At 40.4% G+C, this 23,815-nt stretch carries 18 protein-coding genes, 1 rRNA gene and 1 pseudogene; 12 read left to right on the top strand and 8 right to left on the bottom strand.

What is annotated here, in order from left to right:
• Window positions 1-96: 96 nt before the first annotated feature.
• From mnmE to rpmH, 5 genes are all read right to left on the bottom strand, one after another.
• Window positions 97-1,452, bottom strand: coding sequence for a tRNA uridine-5-carboxymethylaminomethyl(34) synthesis GTPase MnmE (gene mnmE, locus NO346_RS00125; protein WP_256413826.1), 1,356 nt, complete (start codon window positions 1,450-1,452; stop codon window positions 97-99).
• A 114-nt stretch (window positions 1,453-1,566) separates the two neighbouring features.
• On the bottom strand, window positions 1,567-3,327 hold the full coding sequence (yidC, locus tag NO346_RS00120) for a membrane protein insertase YidC (protein WP_087545532.1): 1,761 nt from the start codon (window positions 3,325-3,327) through the stop codon (window positions 1,567-1,569).
• A 2-nt stretch (window positions 3,328-3,329) separates the two neighbouring features.
• Window positions 3,330-3,653: a membrane protein insertion efficiency factor YidD gene (yidD, locus tag NO346_RS00115; protein WP_005158905.1), complete on the bottom strand. Its 324-nt coding sequence runs from the start codon at window positions 3,651-3,653 to the stop codon at window positions 3,330-3,332.
• A 9-nt stretch (window positions 3,654-3,662) separates the two neighbouring features.
• Window positions 3,663-4,058 (bottom strand): ribonuclease P protein component, encoded by a 396-nt coding sequence (gene rnpA, locus NO346_RS00110; protein WP_256413824.1) that lies wholly within the window; start codon window positions 4,056-4,058, stop codon window positions 3,663-3,665.
• Between the two features lie 27 nt (window positions 4,059-4,085).
• Window positions 4,086-4,220 (bottom strand): 50S ribosomal protein L34, encoded by a 135-nt coding sequence (rpmH, locus tag NO346_RS00105; RefSeq protein WP_000831329.1) that lies wholly within the window; start codon window positions 4,218-4,220, stop codon window positions 4,086-4,088.
• A 668-nt stretch (window positions 4,221-4,888) separates the two neighbouring features.
• Between rpmH and dnaA the strand changes: the two genes are divergently transcribed.
• The 4 genes from dnaA (at window position 4,889) to gyrB (ending at window position 11,158) form a co-directional block, all read left to right on the top strand.
• Entirely contained in the window at window positions 4,889-6,292 is a 1,404-nt protein-coding gene (dnaA, locus tag NO346_RS00100) for a chromosomal replication initiator protein DnaA (protein WP_087537333.1), read from the top strand.
• Window positions 6,293-6,382: 90 nt separating this feature from the next.
• Complete coding sequence (gene dnaN / locus NO346_RS00095) at window positions 6,383-7,531, top strand: DNA polymerase III subunit beta (RefSeq protein WP_256413823.1); 1,149 nt, start codon at window positions 6,383-6,385, stop codon at window positions 7,529-7,531.
• Window positions 7,532-7,558: 27 nt separating this feature from the next.
• Window positions 7,559-8,641, top strand: a complete 1,083-nt coding sequence (gene recF / locus NO346_RS00090) for a DNA replication/repair protein RecF (protein WP_005158912.1) — start codon at window positions 7,559-7,561, stop codon at window positions 8,639-8,641.
• 48 nt (window positions 8,642-8,689) lie between these two features.
• Window positions 8,690-11,158, top strand: coding sequence for a DNA topoisomerase (ATP-hydrolyzing) subunit B (gene gyrB / locus NO346_RS00085; protein ID WP_256413822.1), 2,469 nt, complete (start codon window positions 8,690-8,692; stop codon window positions 11,156-11,158).
• A gap of 113 nt (window positions 11,159-11,271) precedes the next feature.
• Here gyrB and NO346_RS00080 read toward each other — a convergent pair whose 3' ends face one another.
• Both NO346_RS00080 and NO346_RS00075 read right to left on the bottom strand, forming a co-directional pair.
• The gene (locus NO346_RS00080; protein WP_256413821.1) at window positions 11,272-11,829 is read right to left on the bottom strand and encodes a VTT domain-containing protein; all 558 of its coding nucleotides are present in this window, start codon (window positions 11,827-11,829) and stop codon (window positions 11,272-11,274) included.
• Window positions 11,830-12,140: 311 nt separating this feature from the next.
• The gene (locus tag NO346_RS00075; protein ID WP_256413820.1) at window positions 12,141-14,069 is read right to left on the bottom strand and encodes an ATP-binding cassette domain-containing protein; all 1,929 of its coding nucleotides are present in this window, start codon (window positions 14,067-14,069) and stop codon (window positions 12,141-12,143) included.
• Between the two features lie 210 nt (window positions 14,070-14,279).
• On the opposite strand from NO346_RS00075, the pseudogene NO346_RS00070 reads away from it, so the two are divergent.
• The 6 genes and pseudogenes from NO346_RS00070 (at window position 14,280) to erpA (ending at window position 20,528) form a co-directional block, all read left to right on the top strand.
• Window positions 14,280-15,286: pseudogene (locus NO346_RS00070) on the top strand (putative solute-binding protein).
• A gap of 44 nt (window positions 15,287-15,330) precedes the next feature.
• Complete coding sequence (locus tag NO346_RS00065) at window positions 15,331-16,341, top strand: putative solute-binding protein (protein WP_087537339.1); 1,011 nt, start codon at window positions 15,331-15,333, stop codon at window positions 16,339-16,341.
• A 217-nt stretch (window positions 16,342-16,558) separates the two neighbouring features.
• Window positions 16,559-17,560, top strand: a complete 1,002-nt coding sequence (locus tag NO346_RS00060) for a putative solute-binding protein (protein ID WP_087537340.1) — start codon at window positions 16,559-16,561, stop codon at window positions 17,558-17,560.
• Window positions 17,561-17,775: 215 nt separating this feature from the next.
• Window positions 17,776-18,783, top strand: a complete 1,008-nt coding sequence (locus tag NO346_RS00055) for a putative solute-binding protein (protein WP_087547940.1) — start codon at window positions 17,776-17,778, stop codon at window positions 18,781-18,783.
• Between the two features lie 282 nt (window positions 18,784-19,065).
• A complete protein-coding gene (locus tag NO346_RS00050; protein WP_256413819.1) occupies window positions 19,066-20,070 on the top strand; it encodes a putative solute-binding protein in 1,005 nt (334 codons plus the stop codon).
• Window positions 20,071-20,192: 122 nt separating this feature from the next.
• Window positions 20,193-20,528 carry an iron-sulfur cluster insertion protein ErpA gene (erpA, locus tag NO346_RS00045; protein WP_005158950.1) on the top strand — a complete coding sequence of 112 codons (336 nt, stop codon included), beginning with the start codon at window positions 20,193-20,195 and terminating at the stop codon, window positions 20,526-20,528.
• A 67-nt stretch (window positions 20,529-20,595) separates the two neighbouring features.
• Here erpA and NO346_RS00040 read toward each other — a convergent pair whose 3' ends face one another.
• Window positions 20,596-21,723, bottom strand: a complete 1,128-nt coding sequence (locus NO346_RS00040) for an anhydro-N-acetylmuramic acid kinase (protein WP_256413817.1) — start codon at window positions 21,721-21,723, stop codon at window positions 20,596-20,598.
• Window positions 21,724-21,784: 61 nt separating this feature from the next.
• On the opposite strand from NO346_RS00040, the gene tyrS reads away from it, so the two are divergent.
• Both tyrS and NO346_RS00030 read left to right on the top strand, forming a co-directional pair.
• The gene (tyrS, locus tag NO346_RS00035) at window positions 21,785-23,017 is read left to right on the top strand and encodes a tyrosine--tRNA ligase (RefSeq protein ID WP_152630146.1); all 1,233 of its coding nucleotides are present in this window, start codon (window positions 21,785-21,787) and stop codon (window positions 23,015-23,017) included.
• Between the two features lie 501 nt (window positions 23,018-23,518).
• Window positions 23,519-23,815: ribosomal RNA gene (locus tag NO346_RS00030) — 16S ribosomal RNA — on the top strand; the annotation flags it as partial.

Here is a 23,815-nt window from a genome sequence, read left to right as displayed (position 1 = left end):
TCATTGATGACTTTATTCTCGATAAAAATCATCTCCTACCACAGAGAATCTATAAATAATAGTGCGTAAGTCCTAAAATTTTAAACTCTTAAAAAATTACTTTCCAATACAGAATGAACCAAAAATCTTTCCGAGTAAATCATCAGCACTGAAATCACCCGTGATTTCGCCCAACGCATTTTGAGCCAGTCGCAATGATTCAGCTACAAGTTCACCTGCATTAAACACAACTAACTGCTCACGTGCTTCTGCAAGATAGCGCTGAGTACGCTTCATTGCATCTAAATGACGTGTTCGGGCGATAAAGGTGTCTTCCTCAGGTTGGAAGCCCGCATGCGCTGTAATCGCCTCTATGAGCGCCTGAACACCCATATCTTGTTTTGCGGAGACACTGATATGACGGAAGCCTTGATAATCACTTAATGTGGCATCTTGACCCGTTAAATCGCATTTATTGCCAATCAATAGCAAACGTTTTGGCTCAAGATGCTCTGAAAAATATTCATACGCCAATTGCAATGGCTCATCACCTTGATTCAAATCATACACCAACAGCAGCAAATCGGCTTGTTCGATTTCCTTGATTGCACGACGAATCCCTTCCTGCTCCACAATATCGCCCGTCTCACGTAAACCAGCAGTGTCAGTTAAGGTGATCGGCAAGCCATTTAAACTGATCTTTTCATGTAGTACATCACGAGTAGTACCTGCAATATCGGTCACAATGGCACGCTCATGCCCTGCAAGTGCGTTTAACAGACTCGATTTACCCGCATTGGGCTTACCCGCGATCACCACCTGTAACCCTTCACGTAACAACTGTCCTTGGCGTGCAGATTGCTGTACTGCCTTGACCGAATCCTGTACATCATCCAGCAAAGCTAAAATCTTGCCATCGGCAAGGAAATCAATTTCTTCTTCTGGAAAATCAATCGCGGCTTCAACATGCAAACGCAAGTGAATGAGCTTTTCTAAAACCGTATTAATTTTGGTTGAAAATGCACCTTGTAGGGAACGAACTGCCGAACGTGCAGCCGCCTGTGAGGTAGCATCAATCAAATCAGCAATCGCTTCCGCCTGTACTAAATCCATTTTGCCATTTTCAAAGGCACGCATGGAAAATTCACCTGCCTTTGCAGCAGTCGCGCCCAAATCGAGCAAACGTGCCAGCAAAGCATTTTGGATGACAGGGCCACCATGCCCCTGTAATTCCACCACATCTTCACCCGTGAACGAGTGAGGATTCGGAAAACAGAGCACAATCCCTTCGTCCATAACGGAACCATCGGCATCACAAAACTGACGGAAGCCCGCCAATCGTGCAGCAGGAAGTTTTTTCTGGGTTAGTTGCTCTGCTATTGCATAGGCTTTCGGTCCAGAAAGTCGAATCACGCCCACACCACCACGACCTAATGGGGTAGCAATCGCAGCAATTGTGGTTTGATGTTGCATGTTAAATTCACCTAAAAAACACGAGGGTTATGAAACAGGAACCCTAAATACAGACAAAGAAAAATCCGCCTAAGATTACCATCTTAAGCGGATTTATTCAGTAAAAGTTCGAACTTAAGCGCTCGGCTCAACCTTGTTGAGACGGTCTTTTTCGACACCTTTGTTAATAAACCATTGTTGCAAAATAGTAATACTGTTGTTGACGATCCAGTAAAGCACGAGGCCCGCAGGGAAGAACAACATGAATACCGTAAACATGATTGGCATGATACGGAACACTTTTGCCTGCATTGGATCAGTCGGTTGTGGGTTCAGCATTTGCTGAACATACATGGTCACACCCATGATCAACGGCAGGATAAACCATGGATCCATTGCGGATAAATCCTGAATCCAGCCTAACCACGGTGCATGACGAAGTTCAACAGATTCCATCAATACCCAGTACAAGGCCAAGAAAATCGGCATTTGTAACAATAACGGCAAGCAACCAGACAATGGATTGACTTGTTCACGCTTATATAAGGCCATCATTTCTTGTGAGAAACGCATACGGTCTTCACCAAATTCTTCTTTCATACGTTGCATTTCTGGTGCAATCACACGCATTTTCGCCATCGAACGATAACTTTTTGAAGAAAGTGGCCATAAAATCAACTTCACCAAGATCGTCAATAAGATAATTGACCATCCCCAGTTACCAACAAGATTATGGAAGAATTGCAAGCCCAGGAACAATAACTTGGCAATTGGCCATAACCAACCGTAATCTACAGTTTGGTTTAAACCAGCAGCTAAATCTTTGAGTTCAGACTGAATTTTTGGGCCAGAATAAAGTTGTGCATCCACTTCCATTGACGTACCCGCAGGTACATTGATCACTGGAGAGGTAAAGCCCATGATATTCATGCCATCAGCAGACTGACGCGATTCCAGCTTGGCAGTATAAGGTTGACCATCAGCTTGGGTAAGTTTTAAATTCCCAGGAATCCAGGCACTGACGAAATAATGCTGAACCATGGCCACCCAGCCACCTTTCGCTTCGACATTTAGTTTTTCATCATTGAAATTCGCAAATTTCAACTTGTTATAATGCTCCTCTGGCGTGCCCCATGCGCCACCAAGATAAGTTCCCAAAGTAAAGATACCTTGAGAAGATTTACCTGGATCATCAGAATTGTCACGCTTTAACTGACCAAACATTTGGCCTTGCCAGTTTTGCTGACTACGGTTAACAACCTGATGTTTCACTGTAATTGGGTAATCACCTTGCGTGAAGGTGAACGACTTGATCACTTCCACACCTTCAGGTGTTTTAAATACCAATGGCACAGTCAACACTTGATGTGTCTTACCATCTTTTGCTGCAACGCTCTTCGCATCTGCCAAAGTATACGCTGTTTTTTCAACATCATACATTGGACGGCCGCTACGGCTGCTATCTGGTCCATTTAAACCAATTAAACCAGATTGAGCGACATAAGTACGTTTCGCATCACTTTCCAGCATGACAAACGGCTTATCGCTGTCTTTGCTTTCATCATGGCTTAACAATTCAATACGGACAATATCACCACCTTTTGGATTGATCCACAGGTGATAAAGATCAGTTTGTACTGAAATCAGTTGCTGACTCACAGATGTATTATGCTCTGTGGTTTGTGATGCAGTCACATTTGCTTGTGGCAAGTCTGAAGCCGCTGTTGCATTTTGAGCGTTTGGCAAATCTGCAGATACTTCATGTGCAGTCACAGCCGCCGCTTGTTGTTGCGGTGCCGGTGCAGCATGACCATAATCTTTTTGCCAAGCCAAAATAAGCAAATATGCGGTAACAAACATGGCTCCAAGAATTGCAAATCTGGCCCATTGTTGCATATCTATAATCCCAAATGGTTAGAGAGATTTTGCTTGAATAAACGATCACGAAAGGGTACAGCAACGTGATACATTTGAGAATCTATTTGATGAAACGAAATAAAACGAAGTGCTTTGCGTGGTACTGGATCGTAGCCTGAGCCGCCCCAAGGATGACAACGGCAAATTCGTTTAGTCGATAACCAGACACCTTTGACCGCCCCATGTGTTTGCAATGCTTCAATCGCATATTGCGAGCAAGTAGGAATATAGCGACAACGAGGACCCAATAATGGACTAATAGCAATCTGGTAACATCTTATCAACCAATGTAGTAATCGTACCATTGGAGATCTCTAATTTTGTGAGGATGTTATAACAGCTTTTGAATGCTTTTTTGCTAAGCGTTGTAATTTTTGCCAAGCAAACTCTAATTGTTGATGTAATTCTTGATTTGCGATTGCTTCTATACCAACTTTAGGCATCACCACAATATCGATATCAGCATTAAATTCCACTTTGTGTAAGCGAAAGCTCTCCCGAGCAAGACGTTTTATTCGATTTCGTTCATGAGCACGACGTACTTTCTTTTTAGCAACGACAATACCCAAACGGCTATTTGGCTGTTCGGTTAATTTTGCTAAAAAAAGGAAATGGGGCTGGTGCACTTTAAAAAGTGCACCATCAAATACACTTTTGTAATCAGCGGCACAACGAATACGAGATTCAATGCCGAAACTGTAAAGTGCCATCACCCAAATCTGGTCAGCTTAACAGTATTAAACAGTTAAGCTATGACGACCTTTTGCACGACGACGAGCTAAAACTTGACGACCTGCTTTAGTAGCCATACGAGCGCGGAAACCATGAACGCGTTTACGCTTTAATTCAGATGGTTGGAAAGTACGTTTCATATCGAAACTCCCAAAATGATCTTTCTATAAAGGTCCGCGATTTTATTGTGCAATGTTTACGCTGTCAATGAAAAATCAAAAACTTTACATTTTGTTTGTTCTGTTTTGGAGCAATAAAACACCTAGCAAATATCTCGCATGATGGAAAACAAAAAAATATACACAAGCTATCCCTTTATATTATATCAATATTCAACTATATTCACAGCTTACATACAGGCTTATCAACAATCAAGATTCTAGTTTAAATTTAATTCTTGGATTTTGAATTTAAATTTCGATATGCTCAGTTATCCACAACCCAACCCAATCTTATAAGTAAATTCAAATTTTAAAATTTAAATTTATTCTTATTAGTATGCATTTTTTCTGTGGAAATTGATGTTTTTATACGTTTAAACAAGGATTTAATTTGTGGATAACCATGTTTTTATTAATTTTATAAATTGTGGATAACTTTAGCACTAAAACTATCCACAGCTTGTGCAAAAAGTTATGCACAAGTGGTTTTAAATTTAAATTTATAATCAAATGCTTTCTTTTTCGGCAAAAGTCTCATAAATTTGCCTGACAGATGTGGATAACTTGGTTAGAATGGCGACCCCTTCGAAAGATGGGAGTGGTGGTTTCTTTATTTTTGAATTTAAAATGGATATTAGGGGATGCACATGCTCTGGACAGACTGCTTAACTCGCTTGCGACAAGAGCTCTCTGACAACGTCTTTGCGATGTGGATTCGTCCTTTGGTTGCTGAAGAAGTTGACGGTGTGATGCGTTTATATGCACCTAACCCATATTGGACACGTTATATTCAAGACAACCATTTAGAGTTAATTTCAATTCTTGCTGAGCAATTGTCGGAAGGTCGAGTACGTCAGGTTGAAATCTTGGTTGATTCGCGTCCAGGTACTATTTTGTCTTCTCATGAGCAACCTGCAACCACGACCGCGGCTTTAGGTAACACTTCAACCACTCCAATCGTTCCTATTAAAGCTAAGAAAGAAACTGATTTGGTGCAACCAAGTCAAAATGTCGCGAAAATACCAAAGAAAAGACAACTCAACCCATTATTTACATTCTCTTTATTTGTTGAAGGCCGTTCTAACCAAATGGCTGCTGAGACTTGCCGTAAGGTATTAACCCAATTAGGCGCATCTCAGCACAATCCTTTATTTTTATATGGTCCAACAGGTTTGGGTAAAACACACTTGATGCAAGCCGTAGGGAATGCACTTTTACAAGCCAAACCGAATGCACGTGTCATGTATATGACCTCGGAAAGTTTTGTACAAGACTTTGTCAGTTCATTGCAGAAAGGTAAGGTTGAAGAGTTTAAGAAAAATTGTCGTTCTTTAGATTTATTGTTGGTTGATGATATTCATTTGCTTGCTGGTAAAGAAGCAAGTCTTGTTGAATTCTTTTATACATTCAATGCTTTACTGGATGAATCTAAACAAATTATTTTAACTTCAGACCGTTATCCAAAAGAACTCACGGAATTAGATCCGCGTTTGGTTTCTCGATTCTCTTGGGGATTATCTGTTGGTGTTGAGCCACCAGATATTGAAACACGTATCGAAATTTTGCTAAAAAAAGCTGAAAATAGTGGGGTAGATTTGCCACGAAATTGTGCTTTATTCATTGCACAACAAGTGGTCGCAAACGTTCGTGAACTTGAAGGTGCCCTCAATAAGGTGGTGGCTATCTCACGTTTTAAAGGCACTGCGATTGATTTGGATGTGGTGCGTGAGTCATTAAAAGATGTTTTAGCGATTCGTGCACGCACCATTAGTGTGGAAAATATTCAGCGCGTCGTCAGTGAATATTTCCGTATCCCATTAAAAGAATTAATTGGACCTAAGCGCACCCGTATTTATGCACGTCCACGCCAATTAGCGATGGGGCTAGCCCGAGAGCTGACAGGGGATAGTTTTCCTGAGATTGGAATGGCATTTGGTGGCCGTGATCATAGTACCGTGATGCATGCCTGCGAAAAAGTGGTCAGCTTGCGCGAACAAGATCCAATTTTTAATGAAGATTATAAAAACTTACTTCGTCTGTTACAAAGTTAATCTATTTTTCAGAGTTGCAAACTACTTTTAAGTACAGCATAGTACACTGCTAACATTCATATCAGCTTCTGTTGTAAGAGGAATAAAATCGTGCGTTTGAAAATCGCTAAAGAAAGTTTAGTCAATGTTTTATCACATGTGGTGGGGGCTGTTGAGCGTCGCCATACTTTGAATATTCTTTCAAATGTCAAAATTCAAACCACTCAACAGGCCTTAACGATCACGGGTTCTGATTTAGAAGTTGAATTGGTCGCAAGCACAACTTTATCTGAAGGTGCTTGTTTAGAGGTAGGTGAAACAACTGTTCCTGCACGTAAACTCGTTGAAATCTGTAAATCCCTTCCGACAGCAGCCTTGATTGATTTGCAAATAACAGAAGACCAACGCTGTATTTTAAAATCAGGCAATAGCCGTTTCGTATTGGGTACCCTTCCAGCAGAAGATTATCCATTACTCACGACTGACAATAGTCAAGGTACTCAGGTTCAAGTCACGCAGCGTGAACTAAAAAGATTGTTTGAAAAAACTGCCTTTGCGATGGCGGTTCAGGATGTTCGTTTTTATCTAACGGGTACATTGCTGGAAATTGATCAAAATCAATTGCGTACAGTCACAACAGATGGTCACCGTCTGGCATTGTGTGAAGTGTCTGCTTCATCGACAGCCTCCACATCAATTCAGGCCATTGTGCCACGCAAGGCGGTTGGTGAATTACAGCGTTTACTCAGCATTGAGGATGAACAACTGACCTTGCTGATTGGTCGTGAACTGTTGAACGTGACCATCAATACCCCAAGCCGTGACAAGGAGCAGGGTGATATCACTGTTCGTTTTACCACCAAGCTGATTGATGGCAAGTTCCCAGATTATCGCCGTGTGATTCCACGGGGTGGCGATAAGCATGTGCTGATTGCCCATGATGTGTTTAAACAGTCGCTGCAACGTGTGGCGATTCTAAGTAATGAAAAACTACGTGGGGTTTTCCTGAATTTTAGTCAGGATACCTTGCAGTTGCGTGCCAACAACCCTGAACAGGATGAGGCCAGCGAAGACTTGGTTATTCAATATCAGGATGCACCGATGGAGATGTCATTCAATGCACAATATATTCTGGATGTCCTGAGTGTGCTGGATGGTGATGATGTAAAAATGAGTATGACCGAAGCCAATCAGTCGGTGCTGGTGCAAGACCCAGGCCATCCAGACCAAACTTATGTCGTGATGCCAATGCGAGTTTAATGACGATTGATGTTTGAGTTTTAAAGCATGCAAATCACGCGTTTAAATATCGAACGTGTACGTAATTTAAAGACGGTTGCACTCCATGAGTTGCAACCGTTTAATATTTTTTACGGCGCAAATGGTTCTGGAAAAACGTCAGTTCTAGAGGCTATTCATTTACTGGCAACAGGGCGTTCATTTCGCACCCATATTCCAAAACATTACATTCAATATGAAGCAGGGGATGCGATTGTTTTTGCGCAATCTGCCACTGAACGTATTGGTATGCAGAAGTTGGCTTCGGGCGAACAGGTGATTAAGGTCAATGGCGATACCATTGCGACTCAAGGTCAACTGGCAAAATTATTACCTTTACAGCATATCGATCCACAAAGTACCGATATTATTGATCATGGCGCAAAGCCAAGACGACAGTTATTAGATTGGTTAATGTTCCACGTGGAACCTGAGTTTTATTTTGCATGGCAGTATTATTCTCGGGCACTCAAACAACGGAATAGTTTACTCAAAACACGGCGTAATCTGACTTTGGCTGATTTAGAGCCTTGGAATAAAATGCTCAGTGATTATGGTGAAATGTTGCATTCACAGCGGGTCAGTATTGTTGAGCAATGGAACCAATTTTTCCATGAAGATTTAAAAATACTGCTACCTAATCTTGAGATAGAACTGGAATACAATCCTGGTTTTCATACTGAGCAAGGTCTATTGCAAGACTTGGTTCAGCAGCATCAAAAAGATCTAGATCGGCGTTATACGGAGTATGGTCCGCATCGTGCTGATTTACGGTTAAAAACACCTTTTGGCAATGCGGATGATGTGCTCTCTCGTGGGCAAAAAAAGTTGTTAATCATGGCATTAAAACTGTCACAAATTGCAATGCTGCATGCGAGTAATAAGGAAACTGTGGTATTATTAGATGATCTGACAGCAGAGTTAGATGAGACCGCACAACAACGGTTAATTGAGCGATTGAGTCAGTTAGGAAGTCAAGTTTTTATGACCACCTTAGACCATGCGTCGGTATTAAAACACTTACAGGATTTGTCGATTTCTTTTCAATTATTCCACGTTGTTCACGGTCAAGTCAGTCTTGCTGCACCATAATTTTATTTTCTCATTTTTGGATAGATTAATATTTACTAGGGAGTAACCATGAGTTCAGAGTCTCAATCAGTCTCTCAAACAGAACAATCAAATGAAAAAGCTTATGATTCCTCTAGTATCAAAGTTTTACGTGGATTAGACGCGGTTCGTAAACGTCCTGGTATGTATATCGGTGACACTGATGACGGTACAGGTTTACACCATATGGTGTTTGAGGTGGTGGATAATGCCATAGATGAAGCTTTAGCAGGACATTGTGATGAAATTTTAGTCACGATCCATGAGGATGAGTCGGTCAGCGTATCCGATAATGGTCGTGGTATTCCAACAGATATTCACCCAGAAGAGGGGATATCTGCGGCAGAAGTGATTTTGACCATTCTGCATGCGGGTGGTAAGTTTGATGATAATAGCTATAAGGTGTCAGGCGGTTTACACGGTGTAGGCGTTTCAGTTGTAAATGCTTTATCAAAAAAATTACAACTTACAATTTATCGTGCTGGACAGATTCACGAGCAAGAATATCAGCATGGTGATTCACAATATCCATTACGTGTGATTGGTGAAACAGATAAATCGGGTACAACGGTTCGTTTTTGGCCAAGTGAGCTAACGTTTAGCCAAACCATTTTTAGTGTCGATATTTTGGCACGTCGTTTAAGAGAGCTATCTTTCTTGAATGCAGGTGTTCGAATCGTTTTACGTGATGAGCGTGTCAATCTTGAGCATGTTTATGATTATGAAGGCGGTTTATCTGAATTCGTTAAATATATTAACGAAGGTAAACACCATTTGAATGATATTTTTCATTTTACCGTTGCTGCTGACAATGGTATTGGGGTTGAAGTTGCGTTGCAGTGGAATGATAGTTATCAGGAAAATGTACGTTGCTTTACCAATAATATTCCGCAAAAAGATGGTGGTACACACCTTGCAGGTTTCCGTGCAGCATTGACTCGTGGCTTAAACAGCTACATGGAAAATGAAAGTTTATTGAAAAAAGAAAAAGTTGCTGTCACAGGTGACGATGCACGTGAAGGTTTAACTGCAATTATTTCAGTGAAAGTACCTGACCCTAAATTCTCTTCACAAACCAAAGAAAAATTGGTTTCGAGCGAAGTAAAACCTGCGGTAGAGCAGGCCATGAACAAAGAGTTTTCTGCTTATTTACTGGAAAATCCACAAGCAGCGAAATCGATTGCAGGTAAGATCATTGATGCAGCGCGTGCGCGTGATGCAGCGCGTAAAGCGCGCGAAATGACTCGTCGTAAGAGCGCATTAGATATTGCTGGTTTACCGGGTAAATTGGCAGACTGTCAGGAAAAAGACCCAGCATTGTCTGAATTGTATCTAGTCGAGGGTGACTCTGCGGGCGGTAGTGCGAAACAAGGTCGTAATCGTAAAATGCAGGCGATTTTGCCGTTGAAAGGTAAAATCTTGAACGTTGAACGTGCGCGTTTCGACAAGATGATTTCAAGTCAAGAAGTTGGTACGCTCATCACTGCTTTAGGTTGTGGGATTGGACGTGAAGAATACAATCCAGACAAAATACGTTATCACAAAATCATTATCATGACCGATGCGGACGTGGATGGTTCACATATTCGTACCTTGTTATTGACCTTCTTCTTCCGTCAAATGCCGGAATTGGTTGAGCGTGGATATATTTATATTGCACAGCCACCATTGTATAAGTTGAAGAAAGGTAAGCAAGAACAGTACATCAAAGATAATGATGCACTTGAAACCTACCTAATTTCTAATGCGATTGATGAACTTGCATTACATGTCAGCGCTGAAGCACCTGCGATTAACGGTACAGCATTAGCGAGTGTGATTGCGGATTATCAAGTGTCGCAAAAGAGCTTACAACGTCTCACTCAACGCTATCCTGCAAGTTTATTGGATGGTTTACTTGAGCTGGATGCATTTAAAACAGATCACAATCATGAACGTGACTATGTTGAATCATGGGCTGAGCAATTACGTGTTGCAATTGAAAAGTTACAACCAAGCTTACGTCCTGAGATTACATTAGAAACGTTTGAACGTGAAAATGCACAAGGTGAGAAATCAGCACATTATTGGCCACGTGTCACTGTCTATGTACATAACTTACCGCATTCGTATTTACTCGATGCTGGTCTGTTAAATTCTGCTGAATATGCGCGTTTATTGAAGAATTCGAAGAGCTGGTTTAAGTTACTTGAAGAAGGAGCTTATCTGCAAAAAGGCGAGCGTCGTATTCAGGTAAGTAATTTCCATCAAGTATGGCAACATATTTTACAAGACTCGCGCCGTGGCATGATGATCCAACGCTATAAAGGTTTGGGTGAGATGAATGCTGAGCAGCTTTGGGAAACGACGATGGATCCTGAAAATCGAAATATGTTGCAAGTGACCATTGATGATGCAATTGAAGCAGATCGTATGTTCTCTTGTTTGATGGGTGATGATGTAGAACCACGTCGTGCCTTCATCGAAGAAAATGCACTAAATGCGGATATTGATGCTTAATTAAATTAATGTGAGATTTAGTTTGTATTATTTCTCTCGTATATAAGAAAAAGGCGATGCTTGATGCATCGCCTTTTTCTTATATGAAGGTTTCACGTGGAACATTCCGTTGATTAGGTTTCAACTAAATCGCTGACTTGAATGAGTGCATGCCCAAATAAATAACCAGCAGTAACCAGCACACTAATCCATAATAGCGCGCCTAAGATATTATAAATTACGAAATGGGTATAATTCATAGCACTAGAACCAGCGGCTAAAGGTGCAAAAGAACGTGCAAATGGGATAAAACGAGCCAATAGAATAGTTTTCCCACCATGTTTTAAGAAAAATGTATTAGTTTTCTTTACATATTCTTGTTTGATAAATCGAGATTCCATATTAAAAATTCGGTCACCAACATGACGACCAATGTGATAATTCACCATGTAGCCTAAAGCCGCAGCTATAAAAAGTAAGCTAATCATATAACCCAAATGCATAAATTCAATAACTGAACATAAAGCGCCTACGGTGAGCAAAAGACTATCGCCTGGTAAAAAGAACATAAACACAAAGGCGGTTTCTGAAAAGATAATCAAAAATAGGATCGCATAAATCCATAAGCCATATTCTTGAATTAAAATGGGAAGAATATGTTCAAAGTTAAAAATAAAATCTAAAGAATTCATTCAGTTTGTATGATCCAAAATCGAGTACTCACCAAATTGAAGTACAAAAATATAAAATGAACTTAGTTCTCGATGCGCATTTAAAAGTAATAACTTTAAAATGATAAGGTTGAGTATATCTAGCCTGAACCTAAAGCTCAATTTTATGAGAAAATTCCAATTTAGACCTGATCTGAAATGATTGGCAGAATCATGGCACTTTTATCGGTATTCTTATTATTTTTTAGTCTCTAAGCAAATCGTAATGTCGTTATTTATTCTTCTATGATTAGAAAAAGCCTAATTCCCAAAAAGAGAATTAGGCATTTATTTTAAACTTCAAAAGAACTTTCTAACTCTTCAAGCTCCATCATCAACTCTAACAGTTGTTCTTCGTACTGTTCCAGCTTAGATTTTAGCTCAGTTTGTTCATTCATTAGCTTAATCAAATCATCTTTACGATGAGCTTCATACAGAGTGCTGTCTGCTAATGCATTTTCAATTTCAGCTAAGCGTGGCTGAATCTTTTCAATTTGAGTTTCAGCTTTCTCAATATTTTTTCGAATAGGACGAGTTATTTCACGACGACGAGCCGCTTCTTTACGTTGAGCTTCTTTATCAACTTTAGCTGCTGTATTTTGAGGCGCTACTGTTTGTTGCTGTACTGCATTCTGTGAATTAATGAGCTGTTGGCGCGCTTCACGTAACCACTTGGCATAGTCTTGTAAATCACCCTCAAACTCCGTACATTTTCCTGCATGTACTAAAAGTAGATCATCACAGACACTCGCAATCAGTTGACGTTCATGTGAAACTAGGACCACGGCACCATCGAAGTCTTGTAGAGCCATACTTAAAGCATGGCGCATATCTAAGTCTAAATGGTTGGTTGGTTCATCTAGAATTAAAACATTTGGGCGCTGCCATACGATCAGTGCCAAAGCTAAGCGAGCACGTTCGCCGCCTGAAAAGCTTTCACATGGCGTATCCATACGTTCGCCACTAAAGCCAAATCCACCTAAAAAAGCACGCAATGCGGCTTCACTGATCTTTTTGTCAGCAATACGAGCCAATTGCAGCATTGGACTAGCATTGGCATCTAAAGCATCCATCTGGTGCTGAGCAAAATATCCAATATTGAGTAATTCTGAGGCTTTACGTTCGCCAGCAAGTAATGGTAAATCACCCACCAAAGTTTTGATCAGCGTTGATTTACCTGCGCCGTTCATCCCTAGTAAACCAATACGAGAACTTGGAGTAATTTGCAGACGAATTTTTTCAGCAATCATTTTATCGCCATAACCAATAGTCGCTGCATCTAAACTCAGCAAGGGTGAACTCATTTTCGTGGGTTCACGGAAGCTAAAGGTAAATGGTGTATCGACATGGGCAGGCGCAAGTTGTTGCATGCGTTCCAACTGTTTGATACGGCTTTGCGCTTGGCGAGCCTTAGTTGCTTTGGCTTTAAAGCGATCAATAAATTTTTGCAGATGGGCGCGTGTTTCTTGTTGCTTTTCAAAAGCCTGTTGTTGTTGTGCTAAGCGCTCGCTACGTGTCGTTTCAAAGGTAGAGTAGTTGCCTGTATATAAGGTTAACTCTTGATTTTCAATATGAAGAATATGATCCGTAATTGCATCGAGAAAATCACGGTCATGCGAAATCAGGACCAGTGTTCCTTCATAGGCTTTAAGCCAATCTTCTAGCCATAAGATGGCGTCTAAGTCCAAATGGTTCGTTGGTTCATCTAATAACAGTAAGTCTGAACGACTCATTAAGGTGCGTGCTAAGTTTAAACGCATCCGCCAACCACCAGAGAAGCTTGCGACATTTAAACGGATTTGATGGTCAAGAAATCCTAAACCTGCCATTAATTGGGCTGCTTTCGCAGGTGCTGCATAACCATGAATTTCATCAAATCGACCATGTAATTTGGCTAAATCATCATTACTCAGTTGATCTGGATGCGCTAATTTTTCTTGAATGTCCCAATATTCTTCGTCACCAGACAAAACAAAATCAATTGCTGGCATTTCTAAGGCTTTAATTTCCTGAGCCATGTGTGCCACAGTCCAAACCGCTGGACGAGTTAGATTCCCTTCATCTGCAACCAAGTCACCTAAGAAAGCAGCAAATAGTGTTGATTTGCCTGCGCCATTCACGCCAGTAAGACCAATTTTCCAGCCAGGATGAAGCTGCATCGATGCTTTTTGAAATAGAACTCGCCCACCACGGCGTAATGAAACTTGGTCAAATTGAATCATGAGTATGCAAAATAGCGAAGAGATAGCTGCATTTTAAGGTGATCGCCCATGAATGCAAATTTTTATATTACAGATCAAACTGATCGAATTAAATCATTCTACCAATAAAAATAGAGCAAAAGCTCTATTTTTGTGATGCAAATCAGATTATTATTTAGTTTATATGAAAAAATAAGTAACAAGACTAGAAATATAGAAACAGGATTATGAATGAAGAATGGAATTCTTGCATTAGGGGCGATGCTACTTTTGGGTTTAAATACTCAGGTAAATGCCTCAACCACAATTTGTGTTTTCGATTTATTGGGTAAGTCTGGTGAAGCCTACAAAGCCATGGAGGAATGGGCTTTGGCGGCCAAAACATGGCGCAGTGACATCACTTTACTGGGTTATCAAAATGAAGCTCAGGCCCAGAATGATTTCGAGCAGGGCAAATGTGATGGTGTGTACATGACATCTATGCGTGCGCGGAGTTATAACAAATTTGCAGGTTCTGTCGATGCGATTGGTGCTGTACCGAGTTATGCAATTGCACAAAAAGCCATTAGTTTTGCCTTAGATAAGCGTAATCAACGTCGTCTGACCAGTAGTATAGGTAATCAGGTCTACGAAGTTGTCGGTATATCACAAATTGGTCTGGCTTATATTTTCGTTAAAGATAAAAAATGGATACCATTGAGCACATCAAAGGTAAAAAATTTGCTGTTCTCGGCTATGATGAAGCACAAAAAATCGTTGTTAAAAGCTTGGGTGGGCAAGCGGTCCTTTCGGACATTTCCGATATCGCTAAAAAATTTAACAATGGCCAAGCCGATATTATGACCGCACCAGCTTATGCCTATAAACCATTAGAACTCTTTAAAGGTTTGGGACATGAGGGGGCAATTATTACTTTTCCAGCTGTCAACATGACCATGGACCTGATCATTCGTCCTGAAAAATTCTCCAGTGGTTTTGGCCAACATTCGAGGGCCTGGTTCATTAACCGCCTCAATACCAACTTTGCCCTGATTCAGCGGATTGAAGCGGAATTACCCGCCAAATATAAAATGAATCTGAGCAATGAGGACAGGACGCGTTATCAGCAAATCCTACGTGAGGCACGTATTGGCTTGACCTCACGAGGTATTTATGATGCCACCATGATGAACGTGCTCAAGCGTGCGCGCTGTACGGTGGATCGGACCAGTTTTGAATGTTCACTGGGTGGTGAATAGATTTTAAATTTTTGATGATTAAATAATTCTATAGGGAGAATGTAATGAATAAAGGATTATTCGCTTTAGCTGCTGCAACATTGTTCAGCGTTGCGGGTCAAACTCAGGCAAAACAAAAAATTTGTGTGTTTGATCCGATGGGAAAAGCGGGAGAAGTGTATAAAGTCGCGGAGGAATGGGCGCTGGCTGCACAGGTTTGGCAAGCCAAGATTCAGTTGGTTCCCTATAAGGACGAAGCCAAGGCACAGAATGATTTTGAAGCTGGTGAGTGTGAGGGAGTATATATGACCTCCATGCGCGCCCGTAAATACAATAAGTTTGCAGGTTCAATAGATGCAATTGGTGGTGTGATCAATAATCAGGTGGCAAAAAAAGCGATCCATTTTGCGTTGGATAAGCGTAATAAACGCCGTCTGATCACAACAATAGATGGAGATACCTTTGAGGTTGCAGGGATTTCCCAGTTTGGTCTGGCCTATATTTTTGTACATGATAAAAGTATCAACTCGCTTGCTAAAGCCAAAGGCAAAAAATTTGCTTATCTGAAACATGATGATGCACAAAGGAAAATTCTTGAAGCAATCGGAATGGTTGGGTTGCCATCAGACGTTTCTGATTTTGCCAAAAAATTTAATGCCAATCAGGCCGATGTGATTGCATCGCCTGCCTATGCCTATAAAGCTCTGGAAATTGAGAAAGGACTGGGAACAATAGGGGCAATGTTTGACAACGTTCCTGTTGTGAATATTACGATTGAGTTGATTATTCGCCCAAATTCTTTTCCCGCAGGTTTCTCTCTGAATTCACGGGAATGGTTTATACAACAAATTCCAACAAGTTTTGCCATGATTAAACGGCTTGAGGATGCCATTCCAACAAAATATAAATATTCGCTTTCTAAGCAAGAAGTTGAGAATTATGAAAAACTTTTCAGGGAGCAACGAATCCGTTTTACCAAAGATGGTATTTATGACCCAGTGATGATGGGCGTGTTGAAACGGGCACGTTGTTCAGTGGAAAGAACCCGTTTTGAATGTTCATTGGGAGGTGAATAAAAATCTGAATCCAGATTGAATTGTGTGGTGATTTGAACAAATCATTTGATAGGGAAAATAGATATTTTATCAATGAGTAAAATGTGATGAGTACTATTAAAAATCAGTAAAACCCGATGTATGTAAATAAAAGGACTAGGCTTTTAGTTAAGATCTGACTATATTCGTCTCTCGGTGGTGGAAAAATATGCAAAAACAGCAAATAAGGGAAAACAAAATGAAAAAAGGACTTTTGGCATTGAGTGCTGCGACTCTATTTGTCATGACTACTCCTGTACAGGCAAAACAAGAAATTTGTGTATTTGATCTATTGGGAAAAGCTGGCGAGTCTTACAAACTTGTTGAAGAGTGGAAGCTTGCCTCAAAAACATGGCAAGCTGATGTTGAGCTGATCCCTTATCAGGATGAAGAGAAAGCAGAAAAAGATTTTGATGCGGGCAAATGTGACGGGGTTTATATGACCTCTATGCGTGCTCGTAAATATAATAAATTTGCAGGATCTGTTGATGCTATAGGTGCGGTGACTAGCAATGCGATTGCACAGAAAGCAATTACTTATGTGCTTGATAAGCGTAACCAACACCGTTTAACTGCAACAACCAATGGTGAGAAATACGAAGTTGTTGGTATTATTCAAGTTGGCTTAGCCTATACTTTCGTACGTGATAAAAATATAGATACGATTGAAAAGGCCAAAGGCAAAAAATTTGCGTATTTACATTATGATCAAGCGCAAAAAACGATTGTTGAAAGCATAAATCTTGTTGCTGTGCCCTCTGATATTTCAGATTTTGTGAAGAAGTTTAATAGTGGTCAGGTAGATGTAATTGCTGCACCAGCATATGCATATAAACCTTTAGAAATTAGTAAAGGTTTAGCAAATGGCGCATTATTTAATTTTCCAGTTGTGAACATCACGGGGGATTTAATTATTCGCCCTGGGCAATTCCCAAGTGGTTTTGGTACCCAATCTCGACAATGGTTCGTGAACAAATTGCCAAGTAACTTCGCAATGGTACAGCGTTTAGAAGCGGGTATGAATGCGAAAAGAATTACATTGTCTAGTGAAGATAAAATTCGCTATCAAAAAATGTTGCGTGATGGACGAATGAACTTGACTAGACAAGGGGTCTACGATGCCAGCATGATGAACGTCCTCAAACGAGCACGTTGTACGGTTGAACGCACTAACTTTGAATGTTCTTTGAGTGCCGAATAGTTATAGTTTTGTTCCTGAATTTATAAATTGATTAACGAAAGTCATCACTTATCACAAATATGTTTATGAAAATAAGTGAATGAGATAAAACAGGACAAAAAGTAAACATTATTGACATAAAAATAGAGCACAAGCTCTATTTTTTTTTGAAAAACATGATTAATATTTGCTTCGAACAAGGAGACAAACATAAAGTTTGTGGAAGGATGAAAAATATGAAAAAAATTGCGTTAGCTATTGCAGCAACTTCGATCTTAGGTGTATCTGCTTCTACTCAAGCAGCAATTGATGTGTGTGTATTCGACTTATTAGGAAAGTCAGGTGAATCATACAAAATGATGCAGGACTGGGCACTTGCAGCAAAAGGCTGGGGCGCTGATGTAAACCTTCTTGCAATCACAGATGAACAAGTCGCTGATAATAACTTTAAAGCGGGTAAATGTGCTGCTGTAGCAATGACAGCAATGCGTGCTCGTCCATATAACAAGTTTGCGGGTTCTATTGACTCTTTAGGTGGTGCGCCAAGTAATGAAATCGCTCAACGTGCGATTACTTATGTTCTAGATCAACGTAATGCAGCAAAAATGGTAACTAACCTTGGTGGTAATAAATACGAAGTTGGTGGTATTGCTCCATTAGGTGCGGCTTATATTTTCGTGCGTGATAAGAGCATTAACTCAATCGAAAAAGCAGCGGGTAAAAAATTCGCAGTATTGGGTTATGATGACGCGCAAAAAATTATGGTACAACGCGTAGGTGCACAAGCTGTACTTTCTGATATTTCTAACTTTGCTGCTAAATTTAACAATGGCCAAGTAGATATGGTAGGCGCTCCTGCTTATGCATATAAGCCATTAGAGTTGAGCAAAGGCTTAGGTGCTAACGGTGCTATGTTTAACTTCCCAGTATTACAAGTGACTGCGGATCTTGTGTTACGCCCAGAAAAATTCCCAGCTGGTTTTGGTCAAAAATCTCGTGATTATTTTGTGAAGCAACTTCCAAAAGCTTTCGCAATGATCAAGCGTTATGAAGCTGAAATTCCAGCAAAATACAAAATGAACTTAACTCCTGAAGACAAGTTAAAATATCAAAAATTAATGCGTGATGGTCGTTTAGATATGACTAAACGTGGTATTTATGATGCTAGTATGATGTCAGTATTGAAGAAAGCACGTTGTTCAGTAGACAAAGCGAACTTTGAATGTGCATTACCTGGTGAATAATCATCAAATGCTATAAAAGTAACTTAAAGCCTAGATTTTTCTAGGCTTTTTGTTTTTAAGTGCTTGTCATTTAAGTCATTGTCTTTATATAGAAATATCGTAATCATACTCATATAAAAACAAATGAAATCGAGAAGATTTAAAATATGTTTTAATCAGGAAGATTAAAAACGACTGTATTTAAACATATATTCATTTGAAGACCTTATTAGGATAGAACGTTGCTCTTCATATACGTAAATGTTTCGCAACAAAACAATATAGATGCAAAGGAAAAATAATATGCAATGGTTTAAGCCTTTACTACTTGCGACAGGCATAGCAACTGTCTCTGTCGCAGCTCAAGCAAAACAAACAATGTGTGTATTTGACATCGTAGGTAAAAGCGGCGATGTATATGCATTAATGAAAGATTATCAGCTTGCAGCTAAAACTTGGGGTGCAGATATTGAACTCAAAGTAGCGACGAATGAAGCTGTAATTGCTGAAGATTTTAAAGCAGGGAAATGTGATGGCGTCAGTATCACAGGTATGCGAGGCCGACAATTCAATCCATTTACAGGCTCATTAGATGCAATTGGTGCTATCACCGACCTTAAGCTTGCTGTCAAAGTGATGCAAGGGTTAGCCAGTCCAACTTTTGCCAAAGCGATGGTGAATGGCAAATATGAAGTGGCTGGTGTGATTCCGATTGGTGATGCATATTTATTAGTAAATGACCGTAATATCAATACCGTTGCAAAAGCTGCAGGTAAAAAAATTGCGGTTTTAGACTATGATGAAGCACAAAAAATTATGGCTTCACAAGTGGGTGCTCAAGCTGTAAGTTCAGATATCACTAATTTTGGTGCTAAATTTAATAATGGTCAGGTTGACATCATAGGTGCACCTGCTGCCGCGTTTAAACCATTAGAACTTTACAAAGGTTTAGGTACTAAAGGGGCGATTGTCAATTACCCAATCTTGCAGGTGACAGGCAACCTGATTATCCATCCTGATAAATTCCCTGCTGGTTTTGGTCAAAAATCAAGGGAATGGGTGAAGGCACAGTTACCACGTGCTTTTGGCATACTTGGCAAGATGAAAGCGGATATTCCACAAAAATACTGGATGGAAGTTCCTGCGGCTGACAAGCCTGGCTACCAAAAGCTGATGCGTGAGGCACGTATTAACCTGACAGCAAAAGGAATTTACGATAAGCGTATGATGAAGTTGTTATGGCAATTCCGTTGTCGCGAAGATGCCAAAAATTTTGAATGTGCTTTGCAGGAAGAGAATTATAAATAATCTGTTAAAAAGTCCTTAATCGCACTTTAAACTTCAGATACAGACCCGATATTGAGTATGCTATACTGAATATCGGGTCTTTTATTTATGAAAGACGTATTGAAGTCTGAGGAATATCTACCATGAATGCCCAAGCTCTTGAATTGTCAGATAATGCTGCCAACAAAGTTCGCCAATTACGCGAAAGTGAAGGGAATAACGACTTGATGTTACGTGTTTATGTAACGGGTGGTGGATGCTCAGGCTTTTCTTATGGTTTTAATTTCGCTGAAAGTGTTAATGAAGATGATGCTGAATTTACCAATGGCGACGTTAAAATGTTAGTTGATTCACTTAGCTATCAATACTTGGTTGGCTCAGTGGTTGATTATCTTGAAGGACTGGAAGGTTCTCGCTTTGTGGTGCAAAACCCGAATGCAACGACAACTTGCGGTTGCGGATCATCTTTCTCGATTTAATAGATTCTAAAGATAAAAAAGCTTCTAAAGATAAAAAAGCTTCTCAATTTGAGAAGCTTTTTATTCTTTATACCATCGTAATCGTACCTAAAATACGATCACCCGATGCACCTGTTACAGCGGGTAAATTCCCACTCAGTTGTTCAACGAAACGCATGGCTAACCATGCAAACGCCGTCGCTTCGACCCATGTCGGTGCTAAGCCAAGGGCATCCGTGGTTTGTACTGACCAATTGTGTTTGCGTAAGCGCCAACGTAATTGTTCCAATAAATAAGAATTATAAGCACCGCCACCACAAACGTAGAGTTCGCCTGTTTCCATGCTAGAACGATAGACTGCTTTTTGAATTGCCCTTACGGTAAGTTTCAGTAAGGTCGCTTGAATATTTTCAGGTGTATCTTCGAGTTCGTCATAGGTTAAATCATTGCGCCAATCGATCAGTTGATCATCTAACCAATCAATATTAAAGTCTTCGCGACCTGTACTTTTTGGAGGTTCTTTTGAAAAGTATTCGTGTGAGTGCAATCGATCTAATAGGGAACGTATTGGATGGCCATAAGCAGCCCAGTCGCCATTTTCATCGTATGGATGCCCTGTATGACGATGACACCATGCATCCATTAAGATATTTGCAGGGCCTGTATCAAAGCCATAAACACCGTCAAGGTTGTTGGCAGGCAACATACTGACATTGGCAATTCCACCCAGATTCAAAATCACCCGATGGATACTGTCATGCTGAAACAAAGCTTGATGGAAAGCTGGTACTAAAGGAGCACCTTGCCCTCCTGCAGCCATATCACGACGCCGAAAATCAGAAACCACGGGGAGTTGAGTAATTTCAGTGATGATATTTGGATCACCAATTTGTAAGGTAAAGCCATGCTCAGGGCGATGGCGAATAGTTTGCCCATGAGAACCAATAGCCTTGATTTGATTACGATCTAAATTGTTCCTTTCAATCAGCGTATTAATGCCATGTCCAATCATCTGTGCCAAAGCGACATCGGCTTTACCCATACGATCAATTTCATTGTCGTCAGGAAGCGTTAAAGCCATTAATTCATCGTGTAATTCAGGCTCAAAAGGCACAGTCAGTGTGGCATGTAGTGTTAAAGGGTCAAATGAACTTGCAACAATATCAACACCATCCATGCTCGTGCCTGTCATTACACCAATATAGATCGCGCTCATATACAACTTATCCTGCAAGATGCTGAAAAAATGTTAGTATATCGCACAAATTGAATAACTGATGTGTTTAGGTTTTGTGATGTCAAATTTCTTGCCAGCCGAAGAACAGCTTGCTCTCATTCAACGAGGCACGCACGAGATTATCTCTGATGAAGATTTATTGAAAAAACTGAAAGAGAATCGTCCACTCCGTGTAAAAGCAGGCTTTGACCCAACGGCTCCTGATTTACACTTAGGACATACGGTTCTAATCAATAAATTAAAAACCTTCCAAGATTTGGGACATGAGGTTACTTTCTTGATTGGTGATTATACCGCCATGATCGGTGATCCAACAGGCAAAAGTGCAACACGTCCGCCGTTGTCGCAAGAGCAAGTACTTGCCAATGCCAAGACTTATCAAGAACAAGTTTTTAAAATTTTAGATCCAAATAAAACCAAAGTTCGTTTTAACTCAGAATGGTTTAGCCAAAAAACTGCAGCTGATTTAATTCAATTGGCAAGTCAGCAAACTGTATCACGTATGCTGGAACGTGATGACTTTACCAAGCGCTATAACAACCACCAGCCAATCGCGATCCATGAGTTTTTATATCCATTGGTACAAGGCTATGACTCGATTGCGCTTGAAGCAGATGTTGAGTTAGGTGGAACAGACCAAACTTTTAACTTGCTCATGGGACGTACTTTACAAGGTCGTTACGGTCAAGAATCACAAGTCTGCATCACTGTACCGATTCTTGAAGGTTTAGATGGCGTCAATAAGATGTCTAAATCTTTAGGCAACTATATTGGTGTATTTGATACCCCAGGCGCAATGTACCAAAAAATCCTGTCAATGCCAGATAGCTTGATTGAACGCTACTTTGATTTACTCAGCTTTAAGTCACTTGATGAAATCAAAGTCTTGCTGGATGAAATGGCTGCGGGTCGCAATCCACAAGAAATCAAACGTATCTTGGCACTTGAGCTGGTGGAGCGTTTCCATGATGCAGAAGCGGCTGAAAATGCACACAAGAGCGCAGGCAATCGTGTAACCGAAGGCGAAGTACCTGAAGATACACCAGAAGTGACAATTTCTCGTGGTGAGTTTGGTGGTGAGTTATTTATTGCCACAATTCTTCGTGTTGCTGGTTTAAACCCAAATGCAGCTGCTGCAAAAGATGCCGTGGGTCGTGGTGCGGTTAAAGTTGACTGGAATGTGGTTGATATGAGCTTCTCTGTAAAAGAGAATGTCACTTTAATCATCCAATCGGGTAAAAAAGCGATTGCTCGTGTGACTTTTACTGATTAAATCACAATGGAAAAAATAAATAGCAGGCCATTAGCCTGCTTTTTATACGTAAATAGCTGATAAAAACAACGAAAACACTAATATTGTAGAAAAAAGAAACATGCAAAAGAAAATAATAAAAAAGGGGGTTGTGTTGGGAGAGGAATGGTGTAGAATGCACATCCATCGGCGGTGATGCAGATAAAAACTTGTTGAGAAACAAGGATTTGGCTAGATTGGTTGGATTCTTGGGTTGATTGGTGGGTTTTAAAAATATCGAAATTACCTGTTGACTTTAGTTTAGATTAGAGTAACATAGCCGACCTAGCTTGATGATGACGAATCATCGAGAAGATCATTAAGAGAATAGAAGAACAACTTGTGTGGATTTTTACTGGTTGATCAATCGAAAATATTTCATTGATTGAATGGTAGAAATTACTCGAAGTTTATTTGAGCGAATTTTTAGTCAGAAAATTGATGAGCCAGATTTGGTGTTTTGAATAAAGCACTATTGATTTTAAACTGAAGAGTTTGATCATGGCTCAGATTGAACGCTGGCGGCAGGCTTAACACATGCAAGTCGAGCGGTTTATTCTAGCTTGCTAGAATAGATAGCGGCGAACGGGTGAGTAATACTTAGGAATCTGCCTATTAATGGGGGACAACATTTCGAAAGGGATGCTAATACCGCATACGCCCTACGGGGGAAAGCAGGGGATCATTTGACCTTGCGTTAATAGATGAGCCTAAGTCGGATTAGCTAGTTGGTGGGGTAAAGGCCTACCAAGGCGACGATCTGTAGCGGGTCTGAGAGGA

Source organism: Acinetobacter sp. 5862 (assembly GCF_024494585.1).
Taxonomy (GTDB): domain Bacteria; phylum Pseudomonadota; class Gammaproteobacteria; order Pseudomonadales; family Moraxellaceae; genus Acinetobacter.
This window is presented reverse-complemented; position numbering and strand designations above follow the sequence as displayed.